The organism is Arthrobacter sp. KBS0702 (assembly GCF_005937985.2).
Lineage (GTDB): Bacteria > Actinomycetota > Actinomycetes > Actinomycetales > Micrococcaceae > Arthrobacter.
Genome location: NZ_CP042172.1, coordinates 940,681 through 966,797, shown reverse-complemented (window position 1 = coordinate 966,797; position 26,117 = coordinate 940,681). Strand labels below are relative to the sequence as shown.

The window sequence follows — 26,117 nt, the reverse complement described above, 5'->3', positions numbered from 1 at the left end:
CTTCACCCGCACACGGCGGGGCTTTGCCGGAAGCTCGCGAAGTCTGATCGAATGATGGAATGCGCGCCCACAGCATCAGCCAGGCCACCCTCGCCGACGGCCGGGAACTCTATTACTTTGATGACGCCGCCGACGGCGCCGCCGACGGCGGATCCGGCGGCACCGATGCGGCTGCGCAGCGGCGGGGCAGCCGGCGGCCGGGCTTCGCCGACCTCAGGGCGCCCGGAGCCCGGAGTGCCGCCGGCGAGCTGCGCTTCGACGCGCTCACCGGCGAATGGGTGGCCATCGCGGCGCACCGCCAGTCCCGGACGCACCTCCCGCCCGCCGATGAGTGCCCGCTCTGCCCCAGCACTCCGGAGAACCCCTCGGAGATCCCGGCGCCGGACTACGACGTTGTGGTGTTTGAAAACCGCTTCCCCTCCCTGGGGCCCGACGTCGGACGGCTCCCTGCGCGGCCGGCGTGGGGAACCAGCGTCCCGGCGTACGGTCGCTGCGAGGTGGTCTCCTTCACGCAGGACCACACCGGCTCCTTCAGCGGCCTCGGCGAGGTCCGGGCCCGCACCGTGGTGGAGGCCTGGGCCGCCCGCACCGCAGCGCTCAGCGCACTGCCCGGGATCCGCCAGGTGTTCCCGTTCGAGAACCGTGGCGCGCAGATCGGCGTCACGCTGCACCACCCGCACGGCCAGATCTACGCCTACCCGTATGTTCCGCCGCGGGCCGCCGTGCTGGCCGCCGCGGCCCGGAAGTACTACGACGACGCCGGCGGCCGGGACACCCTGACCGGATCGCTGTTGCGCGCCGAACGGACCGACGGCAGCCGGATGGTGCTCGAGGGCCGGCACTTCAGCGCCTATGTCCCATTCGCCGCCCGTTGGCCGCTGGAGGTGCACCTGGTCCCGCACCGGCAGGTGGCCGACCTCGCGGGCCTCGACGACGGCGAGAAAGACGAACTCGCGCGGCTGTACCTGGACCTGCTCCGGCGCCTCGATGCCCTCTACCCGACCCCCACGCCCTACATCGCGGCTTGGCAGCAGGCGCCGCTGGATAAGCTGCTGCGCCCGGCCGGCTACCTGCACCTGCAGCTGACCTCGCCCCGCCGCGCCGCGGACAAGCTGAAATACCTGGCCGGCTCCGAGGCGGCCATGGGGGCGTTTATCAACGACACCACCCCGGAGGCCGTCGCGGAGCGGCTCCGCGGCGCCGCGGACACCACCGGCACGGAAGGCAGCACACGATGAACGTCCCGCTCGGCACCACGGAACTCCGTTCCAGGTTCGAGGCCGTCTTCGGGGCCGCCCCCGACGGCGTCTGGCAGGCCCCGGGCCGGGTCAACCTCATCGGTGAGCACACCGACTACAACGAGGGCTTCGTGCTGCCGTTCGCCATTGACCGGGCCGCCAGGGTGGCCGTCCGCCTCCGCCCCGACTCCACCGTGCGGATGCTGTCAACCTTCGGAAACCAGGGGCTGACGACGGCGGACGCCGCGGCCTTGGAGCCCGCCGCGGCCAGGGGCTGGACGAAGTATCCGCTCGGTGTGCTCTGGGCCCTGCAGCAGCGGGGCCTCGCCGTCCCGGGCCTGGACCTGCTCCTCGACTCGGACGTGCCGCGCGGGGCCGGACTCTCCTCCTCGCACGCCATAGAATGCGCCGTCATCCTGGCCCTCAACGAGCTGACCGGCGCGGGCCTCAGCGCGCAGGACATGGTCCTGGCCACCCAGCGTGCGGAGAACGACTTTGTCGGCGCCCCCACCGGGATCATGGACCAGTCTGCCTCGCTCCGGGGCGCTGCGGGCCAGGCGGTGTTTCTCGACTGCCGCGACCAGGGCGTCCGCCTGGTGCCGTTCGACGCCGAGGGCGCTGGCCTGGTGCTGCTGGTGATCGACACGAAGGTCTCGCACTCGCACGCCGGCGGCGGCTACGCGGCTCGGCGCGCGTCGTGTGAACTGGGCGCTGACGTGCTCGGCGTCCGGGCCCTGCGCGATGTGGGGGTCGAGGATCTCGAGGAGGCAGCCGGCCTGCTGGACCCGGAGACGTTTCGCAGGGTCCGGCATGTCGTCACCGAGAACGACCGCGTGCTGCGGACCGTGGAGCTGCTCGAGGGTGCCGGGCCGCAGGCGATCGGCCCGCTGCTGGACGCGTCGCATGCCTCGATGCGGGACGATTTCGAGATCTCCTGCCCCGAGCTGGACCTGGCGGTGGACACGGCCCGGACCGCCGGCGCGATCGGCGCCCGGATGACCGGAGGCGGCTTCGGCGGCTGTGCGATCGCGCTTGCCCCGGCGGGCGCGGAGGAAAGGCTGCGGGCCACCGTCGCAAGCGCCTTCACGGGTGCTGGTTACGCGGCACCGGACATTTTCCGCGTGCGCCCGGCCGCGGGAGCCCTGCGGCTGGCCTGACCTGCTTCGAACGGACCTGGGCCGCGCCGGACCTGCTCCGGCGGGCCCGGCGTAGGCTGGGCGCATGCCTGAAGCTGTCATCGTCGCCACCGCCCGGAGCCCCATCGGCCGCGCCTTCAAGGGATCACTGAAGGACGAACGGCCCGACGATCTGGCCTCCGCCATGGTCGCTGCCGCCCTGGCCAAGATCCCCGCCTTCGACCCGCGCGACGACGTCCGCGGCCTCGACGACCTGTATCTGGGCTGTGCCGAGCCCAGCGGGGAGGCCGGGTCCAACATGGCCCGGGTGGTCTCCATCCTGGCCGGACTCGACAACGTGCCCGCCGCCACCGTCAACCGCTTCTGCGCCTCGAGCCTGCAGACCCTGCGGATGGCCTTCCACGCCATCAAGGCCGGCGAGGGCGAGGCCTTCGTTGCGGCCGGGGTGGAAGCGGTCTCGCGCTACCGTGACTGGGCCGGGGCCGGGGAGACCGACGCCTCCACCCACAACCCGCTGTTCGAGCCGGCGCGGCAGCGCACCGCGGCCCGGGCCGCGTCCAACACACCGTGGACCGATCCGAGGCTGGGCGGGCGGATGCCGGACATCTACATTTCGATGGGCCAGACCGCGGAAAACGTCGCCACCAGCTACGGCATCAGCCGCGCAGAGCAGGATGCCTGGGCCGTCCAGAGCCAGAACCGGGCCGAGGCGGCTCTCGCCTCCGGGTTCTTCGCCCGCGAGATCACCCCGTACACGCGCCGGGACGGCACCGTGGTGGACCGGGACGACTCGCCGCGGGCCGGCGTCACCCTCGACTCGGTGGCGGCGCTGCAGCCGGTCTTCCGCGCCGAGGGTACCGTGACGGCCGGCAACGCCTGCCCGCTCAACGACGGCGCTGCCGCCGTCGTTGTGATGAGCGACTCCCGCGCGAGGGAGCTGGGGCTGGAACCGCTGGCCCGCATCGTCGCCACGGGAGTCAGCGCCCTGTCCCCCGAATTGATGGGCATGGGCCCGGTCGAGGCGACCCGGCGGGCGCTGAAGCAGGCGGGCCTCACCATCGGCGACATCGACCTGGTGGAACTCAACGAGGCTTTTGCGGTGCAGGTGGTGGCGAGCGCGCGGGAACTGGGGATCGACCCGGACCGGCTCAACGTCCACGGCGGCGCCATTGCCCTCGGACATCCCTTCGGCATGACCGGCGCCCGGATGACGACCACCCTGCTCAACGGGCTGCAGGAGAGGGACGGCAGCCTGGGCCTGGCGACCCTGTGTGTGGGAGGCGGCCAGGGCATGGCAGTGATCCTGGAACGGCTCGGCTGAGGCCGATGACAATAAAGCGGCCCCGCCTTTCCGGCGGGGCCGCTTTATTGTCGTGCTGTTTTTTCTTGCGGCTGCTAGTCGTCGCCGCGGAGGATGGCCAGCAGGCGGATGATCTCGACATAGAGCCACACGAGGGTGACGGTGAGGCCGAAGGCGGCGGTCCAGGAGAAGCGCTGCGGGGCGCCGGCGCGGACGCCGGCCTCGATGCTGGTGAAGTCCATGATCAGGGAGAACGCGGCCAGGCCGATCGCGAGCAGGCCGATGAAGACGCCCAGCGGAATGCCGAAGATTTCGAAGCTTGTGCGAAGGCCGAACGGGGAGTTGACCGCCCCGGTCCACATCATCACCATGTTGATGAGCGCGAAGACGGCGTAGCCGATCAGCGCGATCATAAAGAAGCGCATGGCCTTGGGCGTGGCCCGGACCTTGCCGCTCTTGAACAGCACCAGGGTCACGGCGAAGACGGAGAGCGTGCCGATGACGGCCTGCAGGCCGACGCCGGGGAACATGCCGTCGAGGATGCGGGTCAGGCCGCCGAGGAACAGGCCCTCGAGGGCGGCGTAGGCCAGGATCAGCGCCGGGGAGGGCTGCTTCTTGAAGGTGTTGACGAGGGCCAGGACAAAGCCGCCCAGCGCGCCGACCAGCATCAGCATGGAGGCCAGGCCCTGGGCCACCACGAGGGTGACGGCTGCGCCGGCAATGACGGCGCCGAGGCAGGCCGCGGTCTTCATGATGACGTCGTCGAAAGTCATGCGGCCGGTGTCGACCGGTCCCGCGGCCGGGCGGTTGTACAGGTCCTGCAGTTGGTCGTTGCTCATGGCCTGCTGTGCCGGGTTCCAGCCGGCCTGGGCCTGACCGTAGCCGTTCTGGCCGTAGCCGTTCTGGCCGTACGGCGCCTGGCCATAAGCGTTCTGGCCGAAGCCCTGCCCGTAGGCGGCCTGCGGGGCAGGCGGTGCCTGGGTGGCTCCACGGAAATTCTTTCCGTTGAAGATCGGGTTTCCGCCAAGTGCCATTGCTGGTGTCCTCCAGGTTAAGGGGGTAGGTGATGATAGCTCGTAAAGATCGGTACGCTTCACGCTACCAATTCCCACGCCCGGGCGGCAGGGATAGTTCCCGCCGGGTTCCGGCCGCAACACAACCGTGATCTGGGCGCGCCCCGGTTCAGGTGGCGTCGGCCTGCCTGTTCCACCCCTGCCGGCCGCCGGCCAGGAACCCGGAATGCGACCCGCTGTCGACTTCCGGCCGCTTCAGGATGCTGGGTTTGGGTGCGGGGAGGACCCCGGGGATCGGCACAGGGTCCCCCGTGCCACCGTTGACCACCAGGTCATCGACGTAGATGTCGCCCTTTTGCTGGTCATGCTCGGACCCCAACTGCACCGTGTCGGCCGTGGTGGCGCGGATGTCGATGGTGTTCGATTCAAAGACGGACCGGCCGTCCCACCAGATCTGCACGCCGGTCGCGGGCCCATTCGGAACGACGTGCATGACCAGTCGGTGCCAGATTCCGTCCCGGACGTTCGGCGCCAGGCTGGTGTAGGTGAACCCCTGCGGCGACGTGGTCCGCAGCACGAGTTCGTGCGAGATGTTCTGCCGGAAGACATCCATGATCCGGACGCCCCCGGAGAAGATCCGCAGGTACGGGACATTGTTGCCAACAGGGCCCTCGGTGGCAATGTTAAACCAGCCGTCGGCATAGATTTCCCGCGTCTGGGTGTCGAGTGCCAGACTCACCTTGGCAAGGGATCCCGGATCCGTGGTGGTGTGGAGCCGGATCGAGCAGGTGCCGGAGTGGGCCGCGGCAGAAGACAGCGTCGCCGCCCCCGTTCCCGCAGTGACCAGTTGCAGCCCCTCAAGCGAAGACGTCTCGAAGTTGGCTGCCACGGCCGTTCTGCCGGGGTAGGGATCCACGGCCGGCGCCGCTCCGCTCACGCAGGCCTGCGCCCCGGCGGTTGACGGACCAGACACCAGCGCCGGCACAAGCAGCAGCGCCAGCGCGGCTGCGCCGGCGACTACGTATCTGGACCACCGTTTCATCGGTCGTCCCTCCGACTTAAGCGTTGAAATCACACCAACAGCACCAACCTCAGGACAGGCACCCCTGGGATGCCTTGGACGAACCATACCCCGGTGAAACTTGGGTAAACCTTGGGTGCCCGGCCCTCCCACCGTGCGGCCGGGGGCTGGAATGTTTAGGAATCCTCGGGAACAACAAAAGTTTTCTTTAGCTCGGCTAAAGCGGTGATCATGGCCGGCTTCACGGTTGTTACGCGATCGCGACGTTCTGCCTGCTCGCGACGGCGTTGGATGCACCGCCCGGGCTGTAACATGGGGCCGACAGGGTGACGGAGGTCACAGGCTATACGGCTCCATCGCATCGCAGTATCTGCTCCGCCTTCGCCCCCTGAACGTTCGCAGCGGTTGCAATGGCGCAACCCAGACCACCCCCATGTGGAGGTTTTCAATTTGAGAAGCACACCGAGAGGCCTGTCGCAGAGACGGCGCGGCAGGATCCTGAAAGCTGTGGGGGCCATTTTCGCCGCCGTGGCGGCCCTCCTGCTGGTTGTCGCCCCGGCATCGCAGGCCGCGACCCCGTCGCCGACACCATCCCCGTCGAGCACCACGTTCCAAAACAGCATCAGCGGCTTCCTGCGCGGCGACGACCGCGCGCCGCTCGCTGGTGTCACCATCACTGCCAAGAGCGGTGACTTCACGGGAACAGCCAAATCGGGCGCTAACGGCGCCTGGAGCATCGGCGTCCCCACTCAGGGAACGTATGAGGTGGAACTGGACGTCAAGACCCTTCCGGAGGGCACCAAGCTCGCCGAGGGCCAGGAGAACCCCCGCAAGGTCACCTTCAGCCAGACCTCCAACCTCTCGGTGATCTTCGCCTTCGGCAAGGGCATCGTTGTCCAGCAGCAGGATTTCGGCCAGAACCTCCTCAACCGCCTGGTGGCCGGCCTGAGCTTCGGCCTGCTCCTCGCCCTCGCATCCGTGGGGCTTTCGCTGATCTTCGGCACCACCGGCCTGACCAACTTTGCGCACGGCGAGATGGTCACGCTCGGCGCCGTCCTGGTCTTCGGCTTCAACGCCATGAACCTGCCGTTCTGGCTCTCCATCATCCTGGCGCTCCTCGGCGGCGGTCTCTTCGGCTACGTCCAGGACGCCGGGCTGTGGAAACCGCTCCGGCGCCGCGGGACCGGCCTGGTCCCGATGATGATCGTCAGCATCGGCCTGGCCCTGGCGGTCCGCTACGTCATCCAGTTCTACTTCGGCGGCGCCACCCAGCAGCTGCCGTTCGCGCAGAGCGCCGAAATCCAGATCGGCCCGATCTCCATCTCGCCGAACAACCTCTGGTCCCTGCTGATCAGCGTGATCGTCATCGCCGTCCTCGGCGTCGTGCTGCTGAAGACCCGGCTCGGCAAGGCAACCCGCGCCGTCGCCGACAACCCTGCCCTCGCTGCGGCCTCCGGCATCGACGTCGACTCCGTCATCCGCATCGTCTGGGTCACCGGCGGCATGCTGGCCTCCCTCGGCGGCATCCTCTGGGCCTACTACCGGCCCGGCGTCACCTTCGACATGGGATCCCAGATCCTGCTGCTCATCTTCGCCGGCGTCACCCTCGGCGGCCTCGGCACCGTGTGGGGCGCGCTGTTCGGCTCCATCATCGTCGGCATCTTCGTTGAGCTCACCACCGTGTTCGGCCTCGCCGCCGACCTCAAGTACGTGGGAGCCCTCTTCATCATGATCGTTGTCCTCTTGTTCCGGCCCCAGGGCATCCTGGGCCGCCGCGAGCGCGTGGGTTAGGAGACAAACATGGACTTCGGATTCATTCTTTCCAGCGCTGCCGGAGAAATCTTCAGCCCGACGACGGCGGCGTACGCGCTTGCCGCTCTCGGCTTGGCCGTCCACTTCGGCTACTCCGGCCTGCTGAACTTCGGCCAGGCCGGCTTCATGGCGGTGGGGGCTTACGGCTTCGCCATCTCCACCCTGACCTTCCACGTGCCGTTCTTCGTGGGCCTGCTGATCGCCGTCGTATGCTCGGCGATCTTCGCCCTGCTGCTCGGTATCCCCACCCTCCGGCTCAGGGCCGACTACCTGGCCATCGTCACGATCGCGGCTGCGGAAATCGTCCGCTACATCGTCACGACCAACCAGCTGACCTCGGTGACCGGTTCCGCCAACGGCCTTGCCGCCTTCGAGGGCGACTTCTACGCGATGAACCCGTTCCCCGAAGGAACCTACTTCGGCATGAACAACCGCGACCTCTTCATCCGCGTGGTCGGCTGGGCCCTGGTCATTGTCTGCTGCCTGCTGGTCTGGCTGCTGATGCGCAGCCCCTGGGGCCGCGTCCTCAAGGGCATCCGCGAGGACGAGAACGCCGTCCGCTCGCTTGGCAAGAACGTCTACTCGTACAAGATGCAGGCCCTCGTCATCGGCGGCGTGCTTGGCGCCCTTGCCGGCATGGTCTTCACCCTCCCCCGCGGCGCGGTGCAGCCCGCCAACTACGGCACGGAGCTGACGTTCTTCCTCTACACCTGCCTGCTGCTCGGCGGACTCGGCACCGTGCTGGGGCCCGTGGTGGGCGCAATGATCTTCTGGGTCGTACTGTCCCTCACCCAGGGCGTGCTGTACGGCCTGATCGAATCCGGCGCCGTCACGTGGCTGAACACGGTCCAGGCCGGCCAGCTGCGCTACATCCTGGTCGGCATCGCACTGATGCTGCTGATGATCTTCAGGCCCCAGGGCGTCTTCGGCAACAAGAAGGAGCTGGCGTTCGCATGAGCATGCACAGCGAAGAACCCAAGACGGCAGCCGGGACCCCCGGCGAGACCATCGACTACATGACGGATTCGCGTCCGATTGCCGCCGGTGAGATCGCGCCCGGCTGCAAAAAGCGCGATCCGATCCTGGTGGCGGAGGACGTCACCCGCAGCTTCGGCGGCATCAACGCCGTCGACGTCCAGTACCTGGAGATCCCGCGGCACAAGATTACGGCGCTGATCGGCCCGAACGGGGCCGGCAAGACCACGCTGTTCAACCTGCTGACCGGCTTCGATACGCCCAACACGGGCAAGTGGCAGTTCGAGGGCAACAGCCTGGCCGGCGTCTCCTCCTACAAGGTGGCGCGCATGGGCATGGTCCGCACCTTCCAGCTCACCAAGGTCATGGGCAAGCTCACCGTTATGGAGAACATGCGCCTTGGCGCCTCCCAGCAGTCCGGCGAGAAGCTCTCCAAGGCCCTGTTCAAGGGAATCTGGGGCGGCCAGGAGAAGAAGATCACCGAGCAAGCCAACGTGCTGCTCGAGAAGTTCAAGCTCGATGCCAAGAAGGACGACTACGCCGCGTCCCTGTCCGGCGGCCAGCGCAAACTCCTCGAGATGGCCCGCTCGCTGATGGTGCGCCCGAAGCTCGTTATGCTCGACGAGCCGATGGCAGGCGTAAACCCGGCGCTGACCCAGTCACTGCTGGACCACATCAAGAACCTCAAGGCCGAGGGCATGACCGTGTTGTTCGTCGAGCACGACATGCACATGGTCCGCCACATCGCCGACTGGGTGGTGGTGATGGCCGAGGGCAAGATCGTCGCCGAGGGCCCGCCCGCCGAGGTCATGAAGAACCCGGCAGTGATCGACGCCTATCTGGGTGCCCACCACGACGTGGATCTGGGTGACTCGGAAGGCATCAAGGTGCTCGCGGCCGAACTCGAGGCCGACGAGGAATCAATTGTCGGCACCGACAACGCCGGCATCATCTCCACCGATGTCCTCGTGGCGGAGTCGGCAGAGTCCGATACCGCCAACGGGGCACCGCACGGCAGGCGCAGCGCAGAGGAGCCGACCCGCGGCGAGCCGAACCGGACAGAGAAGGAAACAGAATGAGCGCCACCAGCGCGGCAGCAACCGCAACGAACGCCTACGACGGCGACTCGGTCGTCAAGGTCACCAACCTGGTTGCCGGCTACATTCCGGGCGTCAACATCCTCAACGGCTGCAGCATTGAAGCCCGCAAGGGTGAGCTGATCGGCATCATCGGACCCAACGGTGCCGGCAAGTCGACCCTGCTGAAGGCCATGTTCGGCCTCGTCAAGGTCCACTCCGGGTCCGTGGTGGTCCGCGGCCAGGACATCACCGGGCTGAAGGCCAACAAGCTGGTCAGCCGGGGCGTGGGCTTCGTCCCGCAGACCAACAACGTGTTCGCGGCCCTGACCATCGAAGAGAACCTCCAGATGGGCATGTTCCAGCGGCCGAAGGACTTCGCCGAACGGTTCGACTTCGTCGCGGACCTGTTCCCGGAACTGGCCAAGCGGCGTGCCCAGCGCGCCGGTTCGCTCTCCGGCGGCGAACGCCAGATGGTCGCCATGGGACGGGCCCTGATGATGGATCCGGCCGTGCTGCTCCTCGACGAGCCCTCGGCCGGCCTCTCCCCCGTCAAGCAGGACGAAACCTTCCTGCGGGTGCATGAGATCAACCGGGCCGGCGTCTCCGTCATCATGGTGGAGCAGAACGCGCGCCGCTGCCTGCAGATCTGCGACCGCGGCTATGTCCTGGACCAGGGCAAGGACGCGTACACGGGTACCGGACGGGAGCTCATGAAGGACCCCAAGGTCATCCAGCTGTACCTGGGCACCCTGGCCGACACCGTCGACTAGACCGCCACAGCAGTCCAGGAAGGGCCGTCACCAGCCGGTGGCGGCCCTTCTGCGTGTCGGAGCGCCGGGAGGCCCGGTAAGCCCTTGGGCTCCGGCGGCCACTTCCGCACCGGTTCCGGACAGCCGCACCGCGGATCCGGGTAGCCCTCGTCTGAATCCGCAGCGCAAGACCGGTTCCGCAGCGCCAACGAGACTGCATCGCCGGCCCAGCGACATCAAGCCCACCCCTTGGCGCGGGCGTCACGTGGAGCAGAGTATTGGGCCTGCGCCCGGCGGGTTGGGCCGCTTCTGCGGGGTCCAGCTGAACGGGGCAGGCCGAAAGACTGACGTGCGTGACGCCAAGGCCCGGTCGCGTCCTTCGCCGCCGCTCCCCTCCCGGCTCCCCACAAACAAGAGACCCCCGTCCGGACTGGACGGGGGTCTCCTGTTTGTCTAGGGGAATGCGGCTTTACAGCTTGCCGAACTCTTCCTTGACGGGCTTGTAGGTGTTGTCATCCTGGAACTCGTAGATGCCGATGTAGGCTTCCGTCGGGTCACCGGCGTCGGAGAACGTTACGGGGCCGGACTGGCCGTCGTAGTCGATGTCCTTGCCGTTGCGGAGCAGGGTGACACAGCTGGCGAAGTTGTTGCACTTCTCGCCGCCCTCGGAGACATCCTTCAGGTGCTTGGCGATGTCCACGCCCTTGGTGCTCTTGGCTTCCTCAGCCGCCAGTGCGATCAGGTTCACGGCATCGTAGGACTCGCCTGCGTAGCTGTAATCCTTGAGCGCGGGGTCGATCGCGAGGAGCTTCTTCTTGAAGTCATCCTTGGCGAAGGTGCCCGGGATGGTGCCCTGGGCGCCCTTCAGGGTGCCGGGCTTGAAGTCCTTGCTGTAGTCGGACATGTTGCCGTCCACCATGAAGATCTGGGTGGGCTTGACGCCCTTGCCCGTCATCAGCGGAACGATGCTCTTGGCCTGGTCGAAGGTGATCAGGGCAATGGCATCCGGCTTGGCCGCGAGGACCTTGTCCACCTGGCTGGAGAACTGCGAGTCGCCTTCGTTGAAGAGTTCCTGCGCCACAACCTTGCCGCCAGCAGCTTCAACCGCCGCCTGCACGTTCTTGGCCAGGCCGGTGCCGTATGCGTCGTTCAGGACGATCATGCCGACGGTCTGTGCACCACAGGTGGTCATGTAGTTGCCGAGGACCTTGCCCTGCAGCACATCGGACGGGGCGGTGCGCCAGTAGAGGCCCTTGTCGTCCCAGGTGGTGAAGTCCGGCGAGGTGTTGGCCGGTGAGAACTGGATAACGCCGGCACCGGTGATCTGGTTGATCACGGTCTTGGAGACGCCGGAGGAGGCGGCGCCGATGATGGCGCTGACGCCCTGGCCCAGGAGCGCGGAGGTGGACTGGGTGGCGATGTCAGTCTTGGTGTCGCCGGAGTCGCGGTGGATCACCTCGACGGGCTTGCCCAGCACGCCGCCGGCGTCGTTGATCTCCTTGATACCGAGGTTAACGCCCGCGATTTCGGGCGGGCCGAGGAAGGCGAGGGAGCCGGTGGTCGGCAGCAGCGAGCCGAGCTTGAGCGGCGTCGGGGTGGTGGTCGAGGAAGCAGGCACCGCACCTGCCGCGCTGGCCGAGCTGGTGGCGCCCCCGGTTGCACTGGGAGCCGGGCAAGAGATACCGCCGGCCTGCGCTGATGCCGAACCCGAACCGGAAGACGACGGCGTGGACGAACCGCCACAAGCCGTTGCCAGAAGGGCGACGCCGATGCTAAGCGCTGTGAGCTTAGCGATGCGCGGCGCCACCTGGGGGAGTGAAGTCATAAAAAATCTCCTCGATCGAAAGGTGCGAACGGCCTTTGACGCGAAAGATCAGGTGTTCCTGATTTAGTTTCAAGCTAGTGCAAATTCCGCGCGAAAATAAGTGACTACGGTCACATCCTTATAACACTCGTTGCATGGTGGGAATCAGGCGAGGGAATGGGCGCCTCCCCTCGCCTCAGGCGCCTCCGGAGGCCGACGCCGCCTGCCGCCACTGGCATCGGGGGACGCGGCCCTCCTCGGGCCCGCTGGCCTGCCGTGGCTGCCCGCGAAAACGCCCCCGCACCGGTCATTGCGACCGTGGTGCGGGGGCGTCTTTGATGTTCCCCTGCCGTCGGGGGGATTGGGAGGAACTGGACAAACATATGTGGCGAAAATGTGCAAGTCAAAAGCGCCGCGTGAGACGGACGCTCACCGTGTGTGCCCCAGGTGGGACTCGAACCCACAACACGCGGATTTTAAGTCCGCTGCCTCTGCCAATTGGGCTACTGGGGCGCCCGGTCAATGGTATCCCGGGCCGGGCCGCTACGCGGCGGCTGGCGGTACGCCAAAGGGCTCGGCGTAGCGGAAGGCTCCGCTGACGCCGCCGGGCCAGAGCGCCAGCGGCAGCAGCAGGAAGTGGTCTCCCCAGGCCGGGTCCGGTGGTTGCACGCCGAGGGAGGTGGAGGGCACAAAGCCGAACCGCGCGTAGTACTCCGGGCTGCCCAGCAGGGCGATGCCCCGCTCCCCCGCCGCATTTGCCCGATCGATGGTTTCTTTCATCAGCGCCGACCCGATCCCGTGGCGTTGCAGCCGTGGGGTCACCCCGATGGGCCCCAGGCCCAACAGCTCCAGCTCCCCCGCCCGCCCCCGGGTGCTGATCACGTGCCCTACGATTTCGCCGTCGAGCTCAGCGACGATGCTGAACTCGGGCAGGTACTCCGCACAGTCAAAAAGCCGCCGCAGCAACTCGACCTCCTCCGGCTCCCCTTCGACCGGCAGCCCCGTGACGGGCGAGATGGCGAAGGCCGCCGCGGTGAGCGCCAGGAGGGCAGGCCGGTCAGCCGGCTCCTCGGTCCGGAGCACGAGGGTGGGCGCGGGCTGCTGGGCGCCGCCGTTCGCGCTCCGGCTGCCCGCGGAGAGCTCGTGGAGGACCTCGAGCGCACGCTCGGCGTCGGCCACGGGAACCAGCAGGTGGTCGTGGTGGAACCCGGCGAGGACGTTGCAGCTGATCTTTGCCTCGGTCAGGGCTGCGCTAACGGCGGCGGTGAGCCCGACGGCCTCCAGCGAGGAGTGCACCTGCAGGGTGATCCAGGCGGCCACGAAGTCGTACTTCAGACCCATTGCATCGGCGTCGTCCCGCGGCAGCACCACGGTCAGGCCCTCGGCTTCACGGACGGCCGCCGCGATGTGACCGGCCAGCGGTTTGCCGTGCGGCCAAAGGGCATAGACGTATTCGCCCTCGCGGATTACCGGCCGCATGGTTGCGAGCAGCGTGTGCAGGTCCTTCTCAGCAGGAGTCATGGGCCAAGTCTAGGCGGGGACGCCCGCCCGCCGGCCAATCCGGGCCACCACCCACGACAACGCCACCAACGACGACGGCGGCCGTTCCCGCAGAAGGGAACGGCCGCCGTCGTCGGGCTGCTGGCGACTACTTGGAGTCGGCCACAACAGTCTGCTTGGGTGCCTCGGCAGGCTTGTCGGCCGCCGGCGCGGCGGGGGCCGCAGGCGGAGCCTCAGCCGGCTTCGGAGCCGGCTTCGCCGCGGCCTCGAAGGCGCCGCGCGGGTTGTCGAGGTCCATCAACTGGGTGGTGTCGCGGCCCAGGAAGAGCTGCCAGAACCAGCCGGAGATCACACGGATCTTGCGCTCCACGGTTGGCATGGCCAGGCCGTGGTAGCCGCGGTGCGCCAGCCAGGCGAGCGGTCCCTTAAGACCGATCCGGCCGATGAGGTTGATGTTGGCAACACCCTTCCATTCGCCGAAGCCGGCGACGGCGCCCAGGTTCTTGTGCTTGTAGTCCTTGAGTTCCTTCTCCCACCGGGAGGCCCACAGGTTCTTGGCGAGGCGCTTGGCCTGGCGCAGCGCGTGCTGGGCGTTCGGGACGCAGGTGCCGTCGGGCAGGCCGCTGCCGGTGAGGTCAGGCACGGCGGCGATGTCGCCGGCGGCCCAGGCGTTCTCGATGATGCCTTCGTCGCCGGAGATGCGGAGGTCGGGGAGGACGCGGACGCGGCCGCGGGGCTCGAGCGGGAAGTCGGTGGAGCGGACCATCGGGTTGGCCTGCACGCCGGCGGTCCAGACGAGGGTGTCCGATTCGAATTCCTGCGCGGGCGTCTTGTCCGGGAGGTTTATGAGCTTCAGCGAGCCCTCGGCGTTGTCCAGCGAGGTGTTGAGCAGCACCTCGATGCCGCGGCTGCGCAGGTGCTCGACAACCCATTCGGCCTGCTTGGCCGTGACCTCGGGCATGATCCGGCCCATGGCCTCGACCAGGACGAAGCGGACTTCCTCCTGCTTGACGCGCGGGTTGTTCTTGACCGCGGCCCGGGCCAGGTCTTCCATTTCGGTGATGCATTCGATGCCGGCGAAGCCGCCGCCGACGACGACGAAGGTCAGGGCGCGGGCGCGTTCGACCGGGTCGGTCATGAGCGAACCGGTTTCGATGCGCTCCAGGACACCGTTGCGCAGGGCGACGGCTTCCTCGATGGTCTTCAGGCCGATGCCCTTGTCCGCGAGGCCCTTGATCGGGAACGTGCGGGTGATCGCACCGGCGGCGAGCACGACGTCGAAGTAGGGAATCTCGAAGTTCTCGCCGCCGTCGGACGGTGCCACCACGGCTGTGCGGTTGGCGTGGTCGATCGAGGTGACGCGGCCCTGGATCAGTTCGGTCTGCTTGAGGTGCTGGCGGTGCGAGACGACGGCGTGGCGTGCCTCGATGTTGCCGCCGGCCACTTCGGGGAGGAAGGGCTGGTAGGTCATGTAGGGCAGGGGATCGACGACGGTGACGATGCCGCCGGCGTTCGCGATCTTCTTCTGCAGTTTGAGGGCTACGTACAGGCCGACGTACCCGCCGCCGACGACGAGTACCCTGGGACGGTCCTGGAGCTGAGGGGTGGATGCCATGCGTCAAGAATACCGTAGTTTGTGAAAAACTTCACTAACTCCCCGGGCTCCCCGACTCCACCGAATCCAAGGCGCCCGTTTCGGGGCCGCCGGGCGGCGCGGAGGCTGCGCGGGCTGCCCTCCGGAGCTGGATGGCGGCCCCGGCGATAATGCATACAAAGAGTCCGCCGAAGCCGAGCACCACCATCGCCGGGACGGCGCTGTCGGCCGGTGATGGAGCCTCCGCGACCGGCATGGTCGCCTCGGGCAGCGTCGGTGCCGCGCTGGAGGGGCTGGGCAGGGCAGCGGGCGCCGAACTGACCGGGTTGCCGCGCCGGTGGACCCGGATCCAGTCCGAGATCGACCCCAGCGGGTTGACCGCGCTTTCCGGAACATCGGCCTTCAGCGCAGCCTCGGCGTCAAGCACGCCGAAGCCGTACAGCGGGTCCTTTCCCGGAAGCCCGGCGTCCTTTGCGGTGCTGACAATCCGGTTGATGACCTGGCTGGCTGACATGTCCGGCCACTTGGAGCGGATCAGGGCCGCCACGCCGGCCACGATGGGGGTGGCGCCGGAGGTTCCGGCCCACTCGGCATAGCCGCCGCCGGGCATGCCGCCCACCAGGTTCTCGGCCGGGGCGGCGACGCCGATGCTGATGCCCTGGGAGGACGAGTCGATGCTGGCGACGCCCTTGCGGTCCAGGCCGGCCACCGTCAGCACACCGGGAATGGTTGCCGGCGCCCCCACCTGGATGTTCCCGCCGACGCGGTTGCCGGCCGCGGCGACGATCACCACGTCCTTTTGCTCGGCGTACAGGAACGCCGCATCCCAGCTTTGTGGCCACTCCGGGGCGGTGCTGCCGAGCGAGATATTGATGACGCGGGCCCCGTTGTCCACGGCCCAGCGGACCGCGGCGGGAATCTGGTCCTGGTCGCTCTTGCCGCCCGGGTTGGCCGACCCCAGCCAGGTGGACACGGACAGGATTTGGGCCTCCGGGGCGACACCCACGATCCCGTCGGAGCCGACGCCGGTCCCGGGCGTTGGGCTGGGGCTGGGGCTGGGGCTGGGGCTTGGGCTGGCACTGGCTCCGGCCGGCTGGTGTCCGCGGCCGGCCAGCATCGTCGCCACGAGCGTGCCGTGTTCGGGCTTGGCTCCGATGCTCTTCTGGCCGTCGGCGGCCCCCGCGCCGGAGACGTCCGCTCCCCCGGCCAGCACGCCCTTGAGGTCCGGGTGTTTGCCGTCCACGCCGCTGTCGATCACGGCGACCTTGACGTTGGCGCCCTTCGAGACGTCCCAGGCTTTGGTGATGCCGGATTCGGCGAGCCAGTATTCCTTGTCCCGGGTGGCGTCCGCGTGGGCCGCCGGGGCCAGCGACAAAGCTCCCGCGGTGCTGCACCCGGCCAGGGCCAAAGCCATCAACGCGGAGGCGGTCCGGCGGTGCCGGGCTGTTGCTCTGGTCATTCGGGTCCAATCGGCGGTATGTCTGCGGGCGCGGCAGTCGGTGGCGGCTGCCTCCGGCGGCGGTGGCGGCAGGCACTGCCTGGGTGGGCGCTGCGCTGGTGGACACTGCCGGTCCGGGCGCAAAAGCTAGCTGATGCTCAGGGCAATCCCGTCAAGAATATCGTGTTCACTGGTAATGGCCGACGTGATCCGCCCGTTGGTGGCGTCCGCCATCCGTTCCAGCACGCGCCGCCAGACGAGGCCGCCGGCACCGATCACGTCAACGCGCCCGGGGTGCATGTACGGCAGGGCAGCCCGGTGCTGCCGGGTCATCTCCAGCAGGGAAGTGCATGCCTCCCGGGCGGTGGCGAGGTCCAGTTCCGTGCCGTGGATAGCAGCCGGGGAGTACTCCGCCAGCTTCAGTGCGTGGGCGGTGATGGTGGTGACGGACCCTGCCACGCCGATCACGGCGGTGGCACGGTCCAGCGGAACCGTCAGCGCCGCGTGGCTGATGGCGGCGTCGACGTCGGCCTCCGCGGCGGCGATCTGCCCGGCCGTGGGCGGGTCGCCCACCAGGTGCCGTTCGGTCATCCGGACGCAGCCGACGTCGACCGACTTGGCGGCGATGACGCCGTCGGCGTCGCCGAGTACGAATTCGGTGCTTCCGCCTCCCAAGTCCACCACGAGCACCGGGTCCTTGCCCCGCGAGGGCAGGACGCTGCTGGCTCCGGCGAACGACAGGGCGGCTTCCTCGTCGCCGCTGATCACTTCGGGTTCGATGCCGAGAAGTTCGCGGACACCGTCGATGAAGACCTGCCGGTTGCGGGCGTCCCGGGTCGCAGAGGTGGCCACGAAACGGACCTTGCCGGCGCCGTGGCGGCGGATCAGCTCGGCATAGTCGCGGGTCGCGTCGAGGGTGCGCTCCAGCGCTTCCTGGGCGAATTCCCCGGTGGCGTCGACGCCCTGGCCGAGCCGGACCACGCGCATCTCGCGCACGACGTCGGTGAGTCTGGGCGAGGTGCCGGCGGATTCGGCCACGTCGGCGATCAGGAGCCGGATGGAGTTGGTGCCGCAGTCGATGGCGGCCACGCGGCTCACTGCCCGGCCCCGGTGTCGGTTGCTGCGTCCTCGCCTGCGGCGGGGGTCTCCGCGCGGGCCTTCCGGACCGGGGCGGGCCGGCCAACGATGTCCGGAAGCCCCTGCGGTCCGTGCCGGCTCAGGTCCCGCGAGGGGGCCTCTCCCCCGGTGTCCCAGGCGCCGTCGCAGTAGCAGCGCTCACGCGTCCACCACTGGCTGATGCCGGCGATGGCCTCGTCGCCGAGCGGGTTGACGCCGGGTCCGGCCGCGAGCGAGTGGCCCACCAGGACGTGCAGGCACTTGACGCGGGTGGGCATGCCTCCGGCGGAGACGCCGTCGATCTCCGGCACTGACCCGATGCCGGACCGGGCCCCGATCTCGGCGCGGGACTGCAGGTAGGCTTCGTGCGCGGCGCGGTAGCCGGCTGCCAGTTCGGCGTCGGACCCGAGCCGGTCGTTCATCTCGTTCATCAGCCCGGCGGCTTCAAGCCGCGACACGGCTGAGGTGATGACCGGGTGGGTCAGGTAGAAGGTGGTGGGGAACGGCGTGCCGTTGCTGAGCCGCGGCGAGGTGGCCGCCACGAGGGGGTTGCCGCACACGCAGCGGGCCGGGATCTCGACGACGTCGCGCACCGGCCGGCCCAGCTGTCGGCTGAGGACGTCGAGGTCGCGGGCCGTTGGTCGGCGTGAAGCCTCAGCCGCTGTGGCCGGTGCCCCCTCGACGGGGTTCCCGGCTTGGGGGGTGTCCACTCGGTTCTCGTCCACTGGCGCGGCACCTTCCTGCCCTGTTGGGATTACCGGCCTGCGGTAATCGGCGGCGGGCGCCGCTCCTAGTCTGTTGCCGACCGTTTGATGGAGTCCCAGAGGGAATCCACCCACGGCAGATTGGCGGGGTCTGTGGCTGTTCCTGACGCGGCACCGGCACCGGGCGTTCCGGCAGGAAGATCGCTGCCGAAAACCCAGTAGCCGGTTTCGCCGGGCATAACCATGTTAATGCGGTCGCGGGCCTGCTGCTTGACGTAGTTCGGGTCCTGCCAGCGCGAGACCTGTCGCTTGAGGTCCGTTTGCTTCGCCTGCTTGGCCGAGATGTCGGCCTCCAGCTCCGCGATTTCGGCGCGCTTTTCGAGGAAGATCTTGACCGACGGCGCCAGCAGGATGGTGATCGCGATCATCACCAGGGCCAGGGCCAGCATCCGGCCGGAGAAGGCCTTGGCCGGGACGGGATCGACGTCCTCCCCTGCCCCGGCGGATTCCCCGGACTGGCCGGCCTTGGCTGTGGCGGCTGTGGCCGCCCGGCCCGCGGCGACCCTGGCGGATCCCGCCGCTGCGCCGGCGGTGGCGCGGCCGGCAGTCGGGGCACCGGGTGCCTGCGGACCGTGATCGGGACGGGCAGCTTGGGTATCCGGTGCGCTGCCGTGCCGCGCGCCACCGAAATCGGCCCGGATGACGTCGCCGCCGTCGGCTTCCCCCCGGCCGGCGGCCGAAGACTTCGTGGCCGCGGCAGCGGCCCGGGGAACCTTGGGACGGCGGGTTGCCATGTCACTCCTTCAAACAGGCCAACAAAATACCGGCCAAGAGGGACCGGCCAAAACAGAACCGGTGGCCATGGTCATTCCACCATAGCCACCGGTTCGGGGTTTTTTCGGGTACTAGCCCTTGAAACGCGGGAACGCGCTGCGTCCGGCGTAGCGTGCGGCGTCATCGAGTTCCTCTTCGATGCGCAGCAGCTGGTTGTACTTGGCGACGCGCTCGGAGCGGGCCGGCGCGCCGGTCTTGATCTGGCCCGCGTTGGTGGCGACCGAGATGTCGGCGATGGTGGTGTCCTCGGTTTCACCGGAGCGGTGCGAGGTGATGGTCGTGTAGCCCGCGCGCTGGGCGAGGGACACGGCGTCGAGCGTCTCAGTCAGCGAACCGATCTGGTTGACCTTTACCAGCAGCGAGTTGGCGGTCCGCGAATCGATGCCGGTCTGCAGGCGCTCCGGGTTCGTAACGAACAGGTCATCGCCGACGATCTGGACCTTGTCGCCGATCGCGTCCGTGAGGGCCTTCCAGCCCTCCCAGTCGTTCTCGTCCAGCGGGTCTTCGATCGAGACCAGCGGGTAGTCGGCCACCAGCTCGGCGTAGTAGGCGCTCATGTCGGCGGAGCTGAGGGACTTGCCCTCGAACTGGTAGGCGCCGTCCTTGTAGAACTCGGAGGAGGCGACGTCGAGGGCCAGGGCAATGTCCTTGCCCGGGGTGTAGCCGGCGTTCTTGATCGCTTCCTGGATCAGGTCCAAGGCCGCGCGGTTGGACGGCAGGTTCGGGGCGAAACCGCCCTCGTCGCCGAGGCCGGTGGCCAAGCCCTTGGACTGCAGCACCGCCTTGAGCGCGTGGTAGACCTCGACGCCCCAGCGCAGGCCCTCGGAGAAGGTCTCGGCGCCGAGCGGGACAACCATGAATTCCTGGATGTCGACGTCGGAGTCCGCGTGCGAGCCGCCGTTGAGGATGTTCATCAGCGGTACCGGCAGGACGTGCGCGTTCGGGCCGCCCAGGTACTTGTACAGCGGCAGGTCGGCAGACGCGGCAGCGGCGTTGGCGACGGCGAGGGAGACGCCCAGGATTGCGTTGGCGCCGAGCTTGCCCTTGTTGGCGGTGCCGTCCAGGTCGATCATCGACTGGTCGATGCTGCGCTGGTCGGTGGCATCGAAGCCGATCAGGGCGGGGGCGATCTGGTCGATGACCGCGTCAACGGCCTTCTGGACGCCCTTGCCGAGGTAACGGCCCTTGTCTCCGTCGCGGAGCTCTACGGCCTCGTGTTCGCCGGTGGAGGCGCCGGAGGGAACTGCCGCGCGGCCGATCTGGCCGTCGGAGAGCAGTACTTCAACTTCTACGGTCGGGTTGCCACGGGAATCGAGGATCTCGCGGGCGTGGATGGCATCGATAAGCGCCATGAATATGCTCCTTTGGGTGAAGCGATCTGCTGGGAATCTGACTGCTGGGAATCTAGCGGTGGATCAAGCCTAAAACCGACGTCCTCGTCGCCTCTAGCCTAGTCGAGAGTGGGATAAGTTACGGAAAGCTATCCAGCCCCCGGACGCTGCCCCGCGGCGCCGGTGCCGCCGGCGCCACCGGTGCCGCTGCTTGGAGTGTCCTCGAAGCGGCGGTTGGCCGCGCGCAGGGCACGTTCGGCGTCCAGGCCGTTGCGGCGGGCAGCCGCGACGATGCCGAACAGCAGCTCGCCGAGCTCCTGTTCGGTGGCGGGTACGGGGGTCGGTGCGGCCGCCGGTGCGGCCCCGGGTTCAACAGGCAGTCCGGCGCGTTCGGCCCGGTCCAGCAGCTTCTGCGCCCGGGCCAGGGCCGGAAGCGCGGCCGGAACCCCCTCGAAGGCGTGCTCGCGGCCGGGCTTCTCGGCCCTTTTCACGGCGTCCCATTTCAGCACGATCTCCTCGACCGTGGCCGGGAAGTTGTCCTGCAACGAGCCGTCGGGGCGGAAGACGTGCGGGTTACGCCGGATCATCTTCTCCCGCAGGCCCCGGGCGACATCGTGGAAGTCGAAGGCGCCGCGTTCCTCGGCAATCCTGGCGTGCAGCACCACTTGCAGCAGGACGTCGCCGAGTTCGGCCTGCAGCTCGGCGTCGCCGCCGTCGGCCTCGATGGTTTCGGCCACCTCATGGGCCTCCTCGAGGAGGTACTCCACGAGGGATTCGTGGCTGAGGGCGCCCATCCAGGGGCAGTGGACGCGCAGCTCGGCGATTGTTTGCAGCAGCTCTCCGAGCCGCGCGTCCGTTGCGTTGGGGTCCTCAGCCAAGGTCGGCGTAGGCCTCGTTGATGTACTCGACCAGGGCTTCCTTCTCCTCGAGCGGCAGGAACGCGGCTTCGGCGGCGTTCAGGGTCAGCTCGAGCAGGTCGTCCAGGTCGTAGTCGAAAGTCTCCACCAGCAGTTCGAACTCGTCCGTGAGGGTCACGCCGCTCATCAGCCGGTTGTCCGTATTGATCGTGACGTTAAAGCCGAGCTGGTAGAGCATGTCCACGGGGTGGCTCTCGATGCCCTCGCCGAAGCCGGCGATCGCGCCGGTCTGCAGGTTGGAGGAGGGGCAGATTTCCAGCGCGATGCCGCGGTCCCGGACCCAGCTGGCGAGCTCGCCGAGGGTCACGAGGCCGATGTTGTCGTCGACCTCGTCGCTGTCCGGGTCGGTGGCGGCAGCCTCTGCCGACTCGGCGTCCTCGAACTCGACGGTGACGTCCTCGGCGATCCGCACCCCGTGGCCCAGGCGCAGCGCCCGGCCGTCAACGAGGGCGGACTGGATGCTTTCCAGGCCGGCCGCCTCTCCGGCGTGGATGGTGGCCGGGAAGTTGTGCTGGGCCAGGTAGGTGAAGGCGTCCTTGAAGCGGGAGGGCAGGAAGCCGTCCTCGGCCCCGGCGATGTCGAAGCCGACGGCGCCCTTGTAGCGGTGGCGGACGGCGAGTTCGGCGATCTCCTGGCCGCGGTCGGCGTGGCGCATGGCGGTGATCAGCTGGCCGACCTGGATTTCCCGGCCGGTCTCGGCGACGGCGTCGACGCCGGCGTCCAGGCCCGCTTGGACGGCTTCGACGACGTCGTCCAGGGACAGGCCCTGCTGCAGGTGCTGCTCGGGTGCCCAGCGCACCTCGCCGTAGACGACGCCGTCGTCCGCGAGGTCCTCGACGAATTCCTTGGCGACGCGGAACAGGCCTTCCTTGGTCTGCATCACGGCGATGGTGTGGTCGAAGGTCTCGAGGTAGCGGACCAGGGAGCCGGAATCGGCCGATTCGCGGAACCACTCCCCCAGCGCGACCGGGTCGGTGGAGGGCAGTGTGTGGCCGACTTTTTCGGCAAGTTCAATGATGGTGGCCGGACGCAGTCCGCCGTCCAGGTGGTCATGAAGGGAGACCTTGGGGAGGCCCTTCAGGTCGAATTCGAGGTCAGGGGCAGCGTCAGGAATAGTCTCAGTCACGTTCCCACCATAGGGTCGGACGGCGCCGTGCGCTACTTGCGGGAGGCGTCGGTCTCTGCGGACCGGGCGGAGTCCGAAGTCGGAACTTCCGCCGCGGCGGCTTCATCGCGCCGGCCCAGGCGTTTGTGCCACCAGCGCAGGGCGTGATCGACGCCGACGCCCAAGACGATTGCGAAGACGACGGCGATGCCGGCGCTCAGCAGCGGGTTGTGGTGCAGCCAGGGGAAGGAGCTGGCGAGCAGACCGATCCCGAGCGAGTAGATGACCCACGTAAAGCACGCAAAGGCGTCCAGGACGAAGAACCTGCGGTGCGGGAATCCAGTGGTGCCGGCGACGTAGTTGACGGCCACGCGGCCCCAGGGGATGTAGCGGGCGGTGAAGATGAGCACGGCGCCGCGTTTTTCGAGTTCGTAGCGGGCCCAGCCGAAGACTCGTTGCACCTTGGGCTTGCGCATCCAGCGGAACCGCTCGAGGCCGATCTTGCGGCCGAGCAGGTAAGCCATATTGTCCCCGGCGATGGCGCCAAGCAGCGCCGTGAGTCCGAGGAGCCAGAGGTTGGGCTGCCCACTGTGCCGAGAGTACGCGGCGAGGGCCACGATCAGCGTCTCACTGGGGACCACCATGGCGAAGCCGTCGACGAAGAAAAACGCCAGCAGGAGGGGGTAAATCCACCACTGGCCGGCTGCATGGAGCACGGCCTCATTAATGAACTCCACGCGGGCTGTGCTCCTAGAAACTGAAAGGGTCGGGACGTACCCGGAATGGACGGGCTGGCACTGGCGGGCCTACGGCACGGACGTGACGTGAATCGCATCCCAGTGTCCCACGGTCGGGGGGTCTCGCGCTACGCGGCCGGTCCGATGTTTCCCGCCGTGGCGCTCCGGGCGGCCCTTAGCCGTCCGTCGGCGGCGCGGGCTGGTTCCGGTCGTCCAGGACGACCTCCTTTGGCAGCCTGCCGCGCAGCCTGCTGAGGGCGACGTCGACGGCAATACCGAGGACGATCGCGCAGATAATCGCGATCGTGGCGCCCAGCAGGTGGTTGTCGTCGAACCATTGGCCGAAGAACAGGCCGACGGCCACCGAATAGCTGGACCACAGCACCGCGGAGAGCACGGTCAGCCCGACAAAGTAGGACTGCGCATAATGGGTGGCACCGGCGGTCAGGTTGACGGCCACCCGACCGATCGGGACGAACCGCGCCACCATAATCAGCGAGGCCGGCCGCTTCCGGAGCTCGCGCGCCGCCCAGCCGAAAGCCCGTTGAGCCCGGTGCCCGCGCATCCACTTCCAGCGCGTGGTTCCGGTGGCGCGCCCCATCAGGTAGGCAATGTTGTCCCCGGAGAATGCGCCGGCGGCCGCCACGACGATCAGCAGGACCGGGTTGGGCACATCGGCGGTCGCGGCGACGGCGGCCAGGCCGACCACCACCGACTCGCTGGGAACCGGCGGAAAAAAGCCGTCGATCACGCAGCAGGCGAACACTAGGAACAAGACCCAGGGTTGGCCCGCTGCGGCCAGGATGAAGTCGTTAATTGCCTGCACGGTTTCCTAACGCACGGCGGGACCCGGTTTCTCCCGGAATGCTGTGGTGCCAGTGTACTGCCCCGCCGCGGCCCGTTGCCCTATCACTTGTGGCTGCTAAACCAGGGTCAGAGCAGCCATAAGTGATAGGGCAACGAGGGGCCTTAGGCGATGCGGTCGATGATAAGCTGCTGCGCCGGTCGGGAGCCTTCCGGAGCGATCACGGCGGCGTGTTCGAGCGCTTCCTTCGCCCGGCCGAACTTCTCCGGGGTGTCCGTCAGCAGGGTCATCAGGGGTTCCCCGGCGCGGACGGTGGCGCCCGGCTTGGCGTGCATCCGCACACCGGCACCGGCCTGGACCTGGTCCTCCTTGCGGGCGCGGCCGGCTCCGAGGCGCCAGGCGGCGACGCCGACGGCCATCGCGTCGAGTTCCACCAGCACACCGTCGGCCTGGGCGTAGATGGTCTCGGATTCCTTGGCGACCGGCAGCTTGGCGCGCGGGTCGCCGCCCTGGGCCTCGATCATCCGGTTCCAGACGTCCATGGCGCGGCCGTCCTTGAGGGCGGCGCGCGGATCGGCGTCGTGGACGCCGGCGCAGGCCAGCATCTCCTCGGCCAGCCGGACGGTGAGTTCGACGACGTCCTCCGGTCCCCCGCCGGCAAGGACCTCCACGGATTCCTCGACCTCGATCGCGTTGCCCGCGGTGAGGCCCAGCGGCGTGTTCATGTTGGTCAGCAGGGCCACCGTGTTAACGCCGGCGTCCTTGCCCAGGGCCACCATGGTCTCGGCCAGCTCGCGGGCGCGCGCCTCGTCCTTCATGAAGGCGCCGCTGCCCACCTTGACGTCCAGGACCAGTGATCCGGTGCCCTCGGCGATCTTCTTGCTCATGATCGAGGAGGCAATGAGCGGGATGGCCTCGACCGTGCCGGTGACGTCGCGCAGGGCGTAGAGCTTCTTGTCGGCCGGCGCCAGTCCGGCGCCGGCGGCGCAGATCACGGCGCCCACGTCCTGCAGCTGGGCCAGCATTTCCTCGTTGCTCAGCGCTGCGCGCCAGCCGGGGATGGCCTCAAGCTTGTCCAGGGTGCCGCCGGTGTGGCCGAGGCCTCGGCCGGAGAGCTGCGGCACGGCGACGCCGAAGACCGCCACCAGCGGGGCCAGCGGCAGGGTGATCTTGTCCCCCACGCCGCCGGTGGAGTGCTTGTCCGAAGTGGCCTTCACGCCGCCGTCGGGCCGGCGCAGGCTGGAGAAGTCCATCCGCTCGCCGGAGGCGATCATCGCCGCGGTCCAACGCGAAATCTCGGCGCGGTCCATGCCGTTGAGCAGAATGGCCATGTTCAGTGCCGCCATCTGTTCGTCGGCGATGGCGCCACGGGTGTAGGCGTCGATCGTCCAGTCGATCTGGGCGGGGCTGAGTACACCCTTGTCCCGCTTGATGCGGATGATGTCGACGGCGTCGAACGCTTCACTGTTGCTGGTGTTCTGGGTCACCGGGTTTCCTCCAGGTGTTGGGGGCCAAATGCGTCGGGGAGCACCTGGTCCATCGTCTTGATGCCCTGTGTGGTCATGAGCTCCATGTCCGGGGCCCGGAATTCGTAGAGCAGTTGGCGGCACCGGCCGCACGGCATCAGCACGTTGCCGTGCGCGTCGACGCAGTAGAAGGCGCGCAAGAGGCCGCCTCCGGTCATGTGAAGGTTGCCCACCAGCGCGCACTCGGCGCACAGCGTGAGCCCGTAGCTGGCGTTTTCGACGTTGCAGCCGCTGACGATCCGGCCGTCCGCGGTGAGGGCAGCCGCCCCCACCGCGAACTTCGAATACGGCGCGTAGGCGTTTTCCATCGCCGCGACGGCCGCCTCCTCGAGGGCGGCCCAGTCGACGGCGGCGGCCGTGCCTGCTGCCAGGTTCTCCGTCAT

24 protein-coding genes and 1 tRNA gene are annotated in these 26,117 nt (G+C 68.3%); 8 read left to right on the top strand and 17 right to left on the bottom strand.

The features are described 5' to 3' along the window. Nucleotides 1–59 precede the first annotated feature (59 nt). From galT to FFF93_RS04450, 3 genes are all read left to right on the top strand, one after another. Nucleotides 60–1,238 carry a galactose-1-phosphate uridylyltransferase gene (gene galT / locus FFF93_RS04460; RefSeq protein ID WP_261375290.1) on the top strand — a complete coding sequence of 393 codons (1,179 nt, stop codon included), beginning with the start codon at nucleotides 60–62 and terminating at the stop codon, nucleotides 1,236–1,238. Next, nucleotides 1,235–2,395, top strand: coding sequence for a galactokinase (gene galK, locus FFF93_RS04455; protein WP_138769988.1), 1,161 nt, complete (start codon nucleotides 1,235–1,237; stop codon nucleotides 2,393–2,395). Before galT ends, galK begins: the two co-directional genes overlap by 4 nt. A gap of 64 nt (nucleotides 2,396–2,459) precedes the next feature. After that, entirely contained in the window at nucleotides 2,460–3,695 is a 1,236-nt protein-coding gene (locus tag FFF93_RS04450) for an acetyl-CoA C-acetyltransferase (protein WP_138769989.1), read from the top strand. Nucleotides 3,696–3,769: 74 nt separating this feature from the next. On the opposite strand, the gene FFF93_RS04445 is transcribed toward FFF93_RS04450, so the two are convergent. Further along, a complete protein-coding gene (locus tag FFF93_RS04445) occupies nucleotides 3,770–4,708 on the bottom strand; it encodes a Bax inhibitor-1/YccA family protein (protein ID WP_138769990.1) in 939 nt (312 codons plus the stop codon). Nucleotides 4,709–4,856: 148 nt separating this feature from the next. Continuing rightward, entirely contained in the window at nucleotides 4,857–5,729 is an 873-nt protein-coding gene (locus tag FFF93_RS04440; protein ID WP_138769991.1) for a hypothetical protein, read from the bottom strand. A gap of 486 nt (nucleotides 5,730–6,215) precedes the next feature. Between FFF93_RS04440 and FFF93_RS04435 the strand changes: the two genes are divergently transcribed. From FFF93_RS04435 to FFF93_RS04420, 4 genes are read left to right on the top strand one after another with little or no spacing between them, the layout of a single operon-like run. Beyond that, the gene (locus tag FFF93_RS04435) at nucleotides 6,216–7,499 is read left to right on the top strand and encodes a branched-chain amino acid ABC transporter permease (RefSeq protein ID WP_138769992.1); all 1,284 of its coding nucleotides are present in this window, start codon (nucleotides 6,216–6,218) and stop codon (nucleotides 7,497–7,499) included. Between the two features lie 9 nt (nucleotides 7,500–7,508). Beyond that, entirely contained in the window at nucleotides 7,509–8,477 is a 969-nt protein-coding gene (locus FFF93_RS04430; protein ID WP_138769993.1) for a branched-chain amino acid ABC transporter permease, read from the top strand. Further along, nucleotides 8,474–9,574 (top strand): ABC transporter ATP-binding protein, encoded by a 1,101-nt coding sequence (locus tag FFF93_RS04425; RefSeq protein ID WP_186372226.1) that lies wholly within the window; start codon nucleotides 8,474–8,476, stop codon nucleotides 9,572–9,574. The genes FFF93_RS04430 and FFF93_RS04425 overlap by 4 nt, the downstream gene beginning before the upstream one ends. Beyond that, a complete protein-coding gene (locus FFF93_RS04420) occupies nucleotides 9,571–10,344 on the top strand; it encodes an ABC transporter ATP-binding protein (protein WP_138769994.1) in 774 nt (257 codons plus the stop codon). Before FFF93_RS04425 ends, FFF93_RS04420 begins: the two co-directional genes overlap by 4 nt. Before the next feature lie 448 nt (nucleotides 10,345–10,792). Here FFF93_RS04420 and FFF93_RS04415 read toward each other — a convergent pair whose 3' ends face one another. After that, nucleotides 10,793–11,941, bottom strand: a complete 1,149-nt coding sequence (locus FFF93_RS04415; RefSeq protein WP_261375289.1) for an ABC transporter substrate-binding protein — start codon at nucleotides 11,939–11,941, stop codon at nucleotides 10,793–10,795. Between FFF93_RS04415 and FFF93_RS17070 the strand changes: the two genes are divergently transcribed. Beyond that, on the top strand, nucleotides 11,919–12,215 hold the full coding sequence (locus FFF93_RS17070) for a hypothetical protein (protein ID WP_261375288.1): 297 nt from the start codon (nucleotides 11,919–11,921) through the stop codon (nucleotides 12,213–12,215). The genes FFF93_RS04415 and FFF93_RS17070 overlap by 23 nt on opposite strands. 351 nt (nucleotides 12,216–12,566) lie before the next feature. Here the strand turns inward: FFF93_RS17070 and FFF93_RS04410 are convergent. The 14 genes from FFF93_RS04410 to FFF93_RS04345 all read right to left on the bottom strand — a co-directional run bounded on the left by FFF93_RS04410 (nucleotide 12,567) and on the right by FFF93_RS04345 (nucleotide 26,117). Next, a tRNA-Leu gene (locus FFF93_RS04410) sits at nucleotides 12,567–12,640 on the bottom strand. A gap of 30 nt (nucleotides 12,641–12,670) precedes the next feature. After that, nucleotides 12,671–13,648 carry an N-acetyltransferase gene (locus FFF93_RS04405; protein WP_138769996.1) on the bottom strand — a complete coding sequence of 326 codons (978 nt, stop codon included), beginning with the start codon at nucleotides 13,646–13,648 and terminating at the stop codon, nucleotides 12,671–12,673. A gap of 127 nt (nucleotides 13,649–13,775) precedes the next feature. Then, entirely contained in the window at nucleotides 13,776–15,242 is a 1,467-nt protein-coding gene (locus tag FFF93_RS04400; protein ID WP_138769997.1) for an NAD(P)/FAD-dependent oxidoreductase, read from the bottom strand. Nucleotides 15,243–15,276: 34 nt separating this feature from the next. Then, nucleotides 15,277–16,680 carry a S8 family serine peptidase gene (locus FFF93_RS04395; protein WP_138769998.1) on the bottom strand — a complete coding sequence of 468 codons (1,404 nt, stop codon included), beginning with the start codon at nucleotides 16,678–16,680 and terminating at the stop codon, nucleotides 15,277–15,279. A gap of 126 nt (nucleotides 16,681–16,806) precedes the next feature. Beyond that, nucleotides 16,807–17,757 (bottom strand): Ppx/GppA phosphatase family protein, encoded by a 951-nt coding sequence (locus FFF93_RS04390; RefSeq protein ID WP_138769999.1) that lies wholly within the window; start codon nucleotides 17,755–17,757, stop codon nucleotides 16,807–16,809. Continuing rightward, entirely contained in the window at nucleotides 17,754–18,485 is a 732-nt protein-coding gene (locus tag FFF93_RS04385) for a DUF501 domain-containing protein (protein ID WP_138770547.1), read from the bottom strand. The genes FFF93_RS04390 and FFF93_RS04385 overlap by 4 nt, the downstream gene beginning before the upstream one ends. 80 nt (nucleotides 18,486–18,565) lie before the next feature. Beyond that, complete coding sequence (locus FFF93_RS04380) at nucleotides 18,566–19,273, bottom strand: septum formation initiator family protein (RefSeq protein ID WP_138770000.1); 708 nt, start codon at nucleotides 19,271–19,273, stop codon at nucleotides 18,566–18,568. 111 nt (nucleotides 19,274–19,384) lie between these two features. Further along, entirely contained in the window at nucleotides 19,385–20,665 is a 1,281-nt protein-coding gene (eno, locus tag FFF93_RS04375; protein WP_138770001.1) for a phosphopyruvate hydratase, read from the bottom strand. 128 nt (nucleotides 20,666–20,793) lie between these two features. Next, on the bottom strand, nucleotides 20,794–21,438 hold the full coding sequence (locus tag FFF93_RS04370) for a MazG nucleotide pyrophosphohydrolase domain-containing protein (RefSeq protein WP_138770548.1): 645 nt from the start codon (nucleotides 21,436–21,438) through the stop codon (nucleotides 20,794–20,796). 76 nt (nucleotides 21,439–21,514) lie between these two features. Then, a complete protein-coding gene (locus tag FFF93_RS04365) occupies nucleotides 21,515–22,687 on the bottom strand; it encodes an adenosine deaminase (protein ID WP_138770002.1) in 1,173 nt (390 codons plus the stop codon). Nucleotides 22,688–22,719: 32 nt separating this feature from the next. After that, nucleotides 22,720–23,403: a DedA family protein gene (locus FFF93_RS04360; protein WP_138770003.1), complete on the bottom strand. Its 684-nt coding sequence runs from the start codon at nucleotides 23,401–23,403 to the stop codon at nucleotides 22,720–22,722. A 175-nt stretch (nucleotides 23,404–23,578) separates the two neighbouring features. Next, a complete protein-coding gene (locus tag FFF93_RS04355) occupies nucleotides 23,579–24,229 on the bottom strand; it encodes a DedA family protein (RefSeq protein ID WP_138770004.1) in 651 nt (216 codons plus the stop codon). A 143-nt stretch (nucleotides 24,230–24,372) separates the two neighbouring features. Beyond that, a complete protein-coding gene (locus FFF93_RS04350; RefSeq protein ID WP_138770005.1) occupies nucleotides 24,373–25,695 on the bottom strand; it encodes a thymidine phosphorylase in 1,323 nt (440 codons plus the stop codon). Beyond that, nucleotides 25,692–26,117: a cytidine deaminase gene (locus FFF93_RS04345; protein WP_138770006.1), complete on the bottom strand. Its 426-nt coding sequence runs from the start codon at nucleotides 26,115–26,117 to the stop codon at nucleotides 25,692–25,694. Before FFF93_RS04345 ends, FFF93_RS04350 begins: the two co-directional genes overlap by 4 nt.

Coding starts and splice junctions, on each gene's coding strand:
- FFF93_RS04380 (WP_138770000.1), bottom strand. CDS start 19,273: ATGGCAACCCGCCGTCCCAAGGTTCCCCGGGCCGCTGCCGCGGCCACG.
- FFF93_RS04450 (WP_138769989.1), top strand. CDS start 2,460: ATGCCTGAAGCTGTCATCGTCGCCACCGCCCGGAGCCCCATCGGCCGC.
- galT (WP_261375290.1), top strand. CDS start 60: ATGCGCGCCCACAGCATCAGCCAGGCCACCCTCGCCGACGGCCGGGAA.
- galK (WP_138769988.1), top strand. CDS start 1,235: ATGAACGTCCCGCTCGGCACCACGGAACTCCGTTCCAGGTTCGAGGCC.
- FFF93_RS04395 (WP_138769998.1), bottom strand. CDS start 16,680: ATGACCAGAGCAACAGCCCGGCACCGCCGGACCGCCTCCGCGTTGATG.
- FFF93_RS04440 (WP_138769991.1), bottom strand. CDS start 5,729: ATGAAACGGTGGTCCAGATACGTAGTCGCCGGCGCAGCCGCGCTGGCG.
- FFF93_RS04445 (WP_138769990.1), bottom strand. CDS start 4,708: ATGGCACTTGGCGGAAACCCGATCTTCAACGGAAAGAATTTCCGTGGA.
- FFF93_RS04405 (WP_138769996.1), bottom strand. CDS start 13,648: ATGACTCCTGCTGAGAAGGACCTGCACACGCTGCTCGCAACCATGCGG.
- FFF93_RS04420 (WP_138769994.1), top strand. CDS start 9,571: ATGAGCGCCACCAGCGCGGCAGCAACCGCAACGAACGCCTACGACGGC.
- FFF93_RS04370 (WP_138770548.1), bottom strand. CDS start 21,438: ATGGGCGCCCTCAGCCACGAATCCCTCGTGGAGTACCTCCTCGAGGAG.
- FFF93_RS04345 (WP_138770006.1), bottom strand. CDS start 26,117: ATGACGGAGAACCTGGCAGCAGGCACGGCCGCCGCCGTCGACTGGGCC.
- FFF93_RS04425 (WP_186372226.1), top strand. CDS start 8,474: ATGAGCATGCACAGCGAAGAACCCAAGACGGCAGCCGGGACCCCCGGC.
- eno (WP_138770001.1), bottom strand. CDS start 20,665: ATGGCGCTTATCGATGCCATCCACGCCCGCGAGATCCTCGATTCCCGT.
- FFF93_RS04430 (WP_138769993.1), top strand. CDS start 7,509: ATGGACTTCGGATTCATTCTTTCCAGCGCTGCCGGAGAAATCTTCAGC.
- FFF93_RS04400 (WP_138769997.1), bottom strand. CDS start 15,242: ATGGCATCCACCCCTCAGCTCCAGGACCGTCCCAGGGTACTCGTCGTC.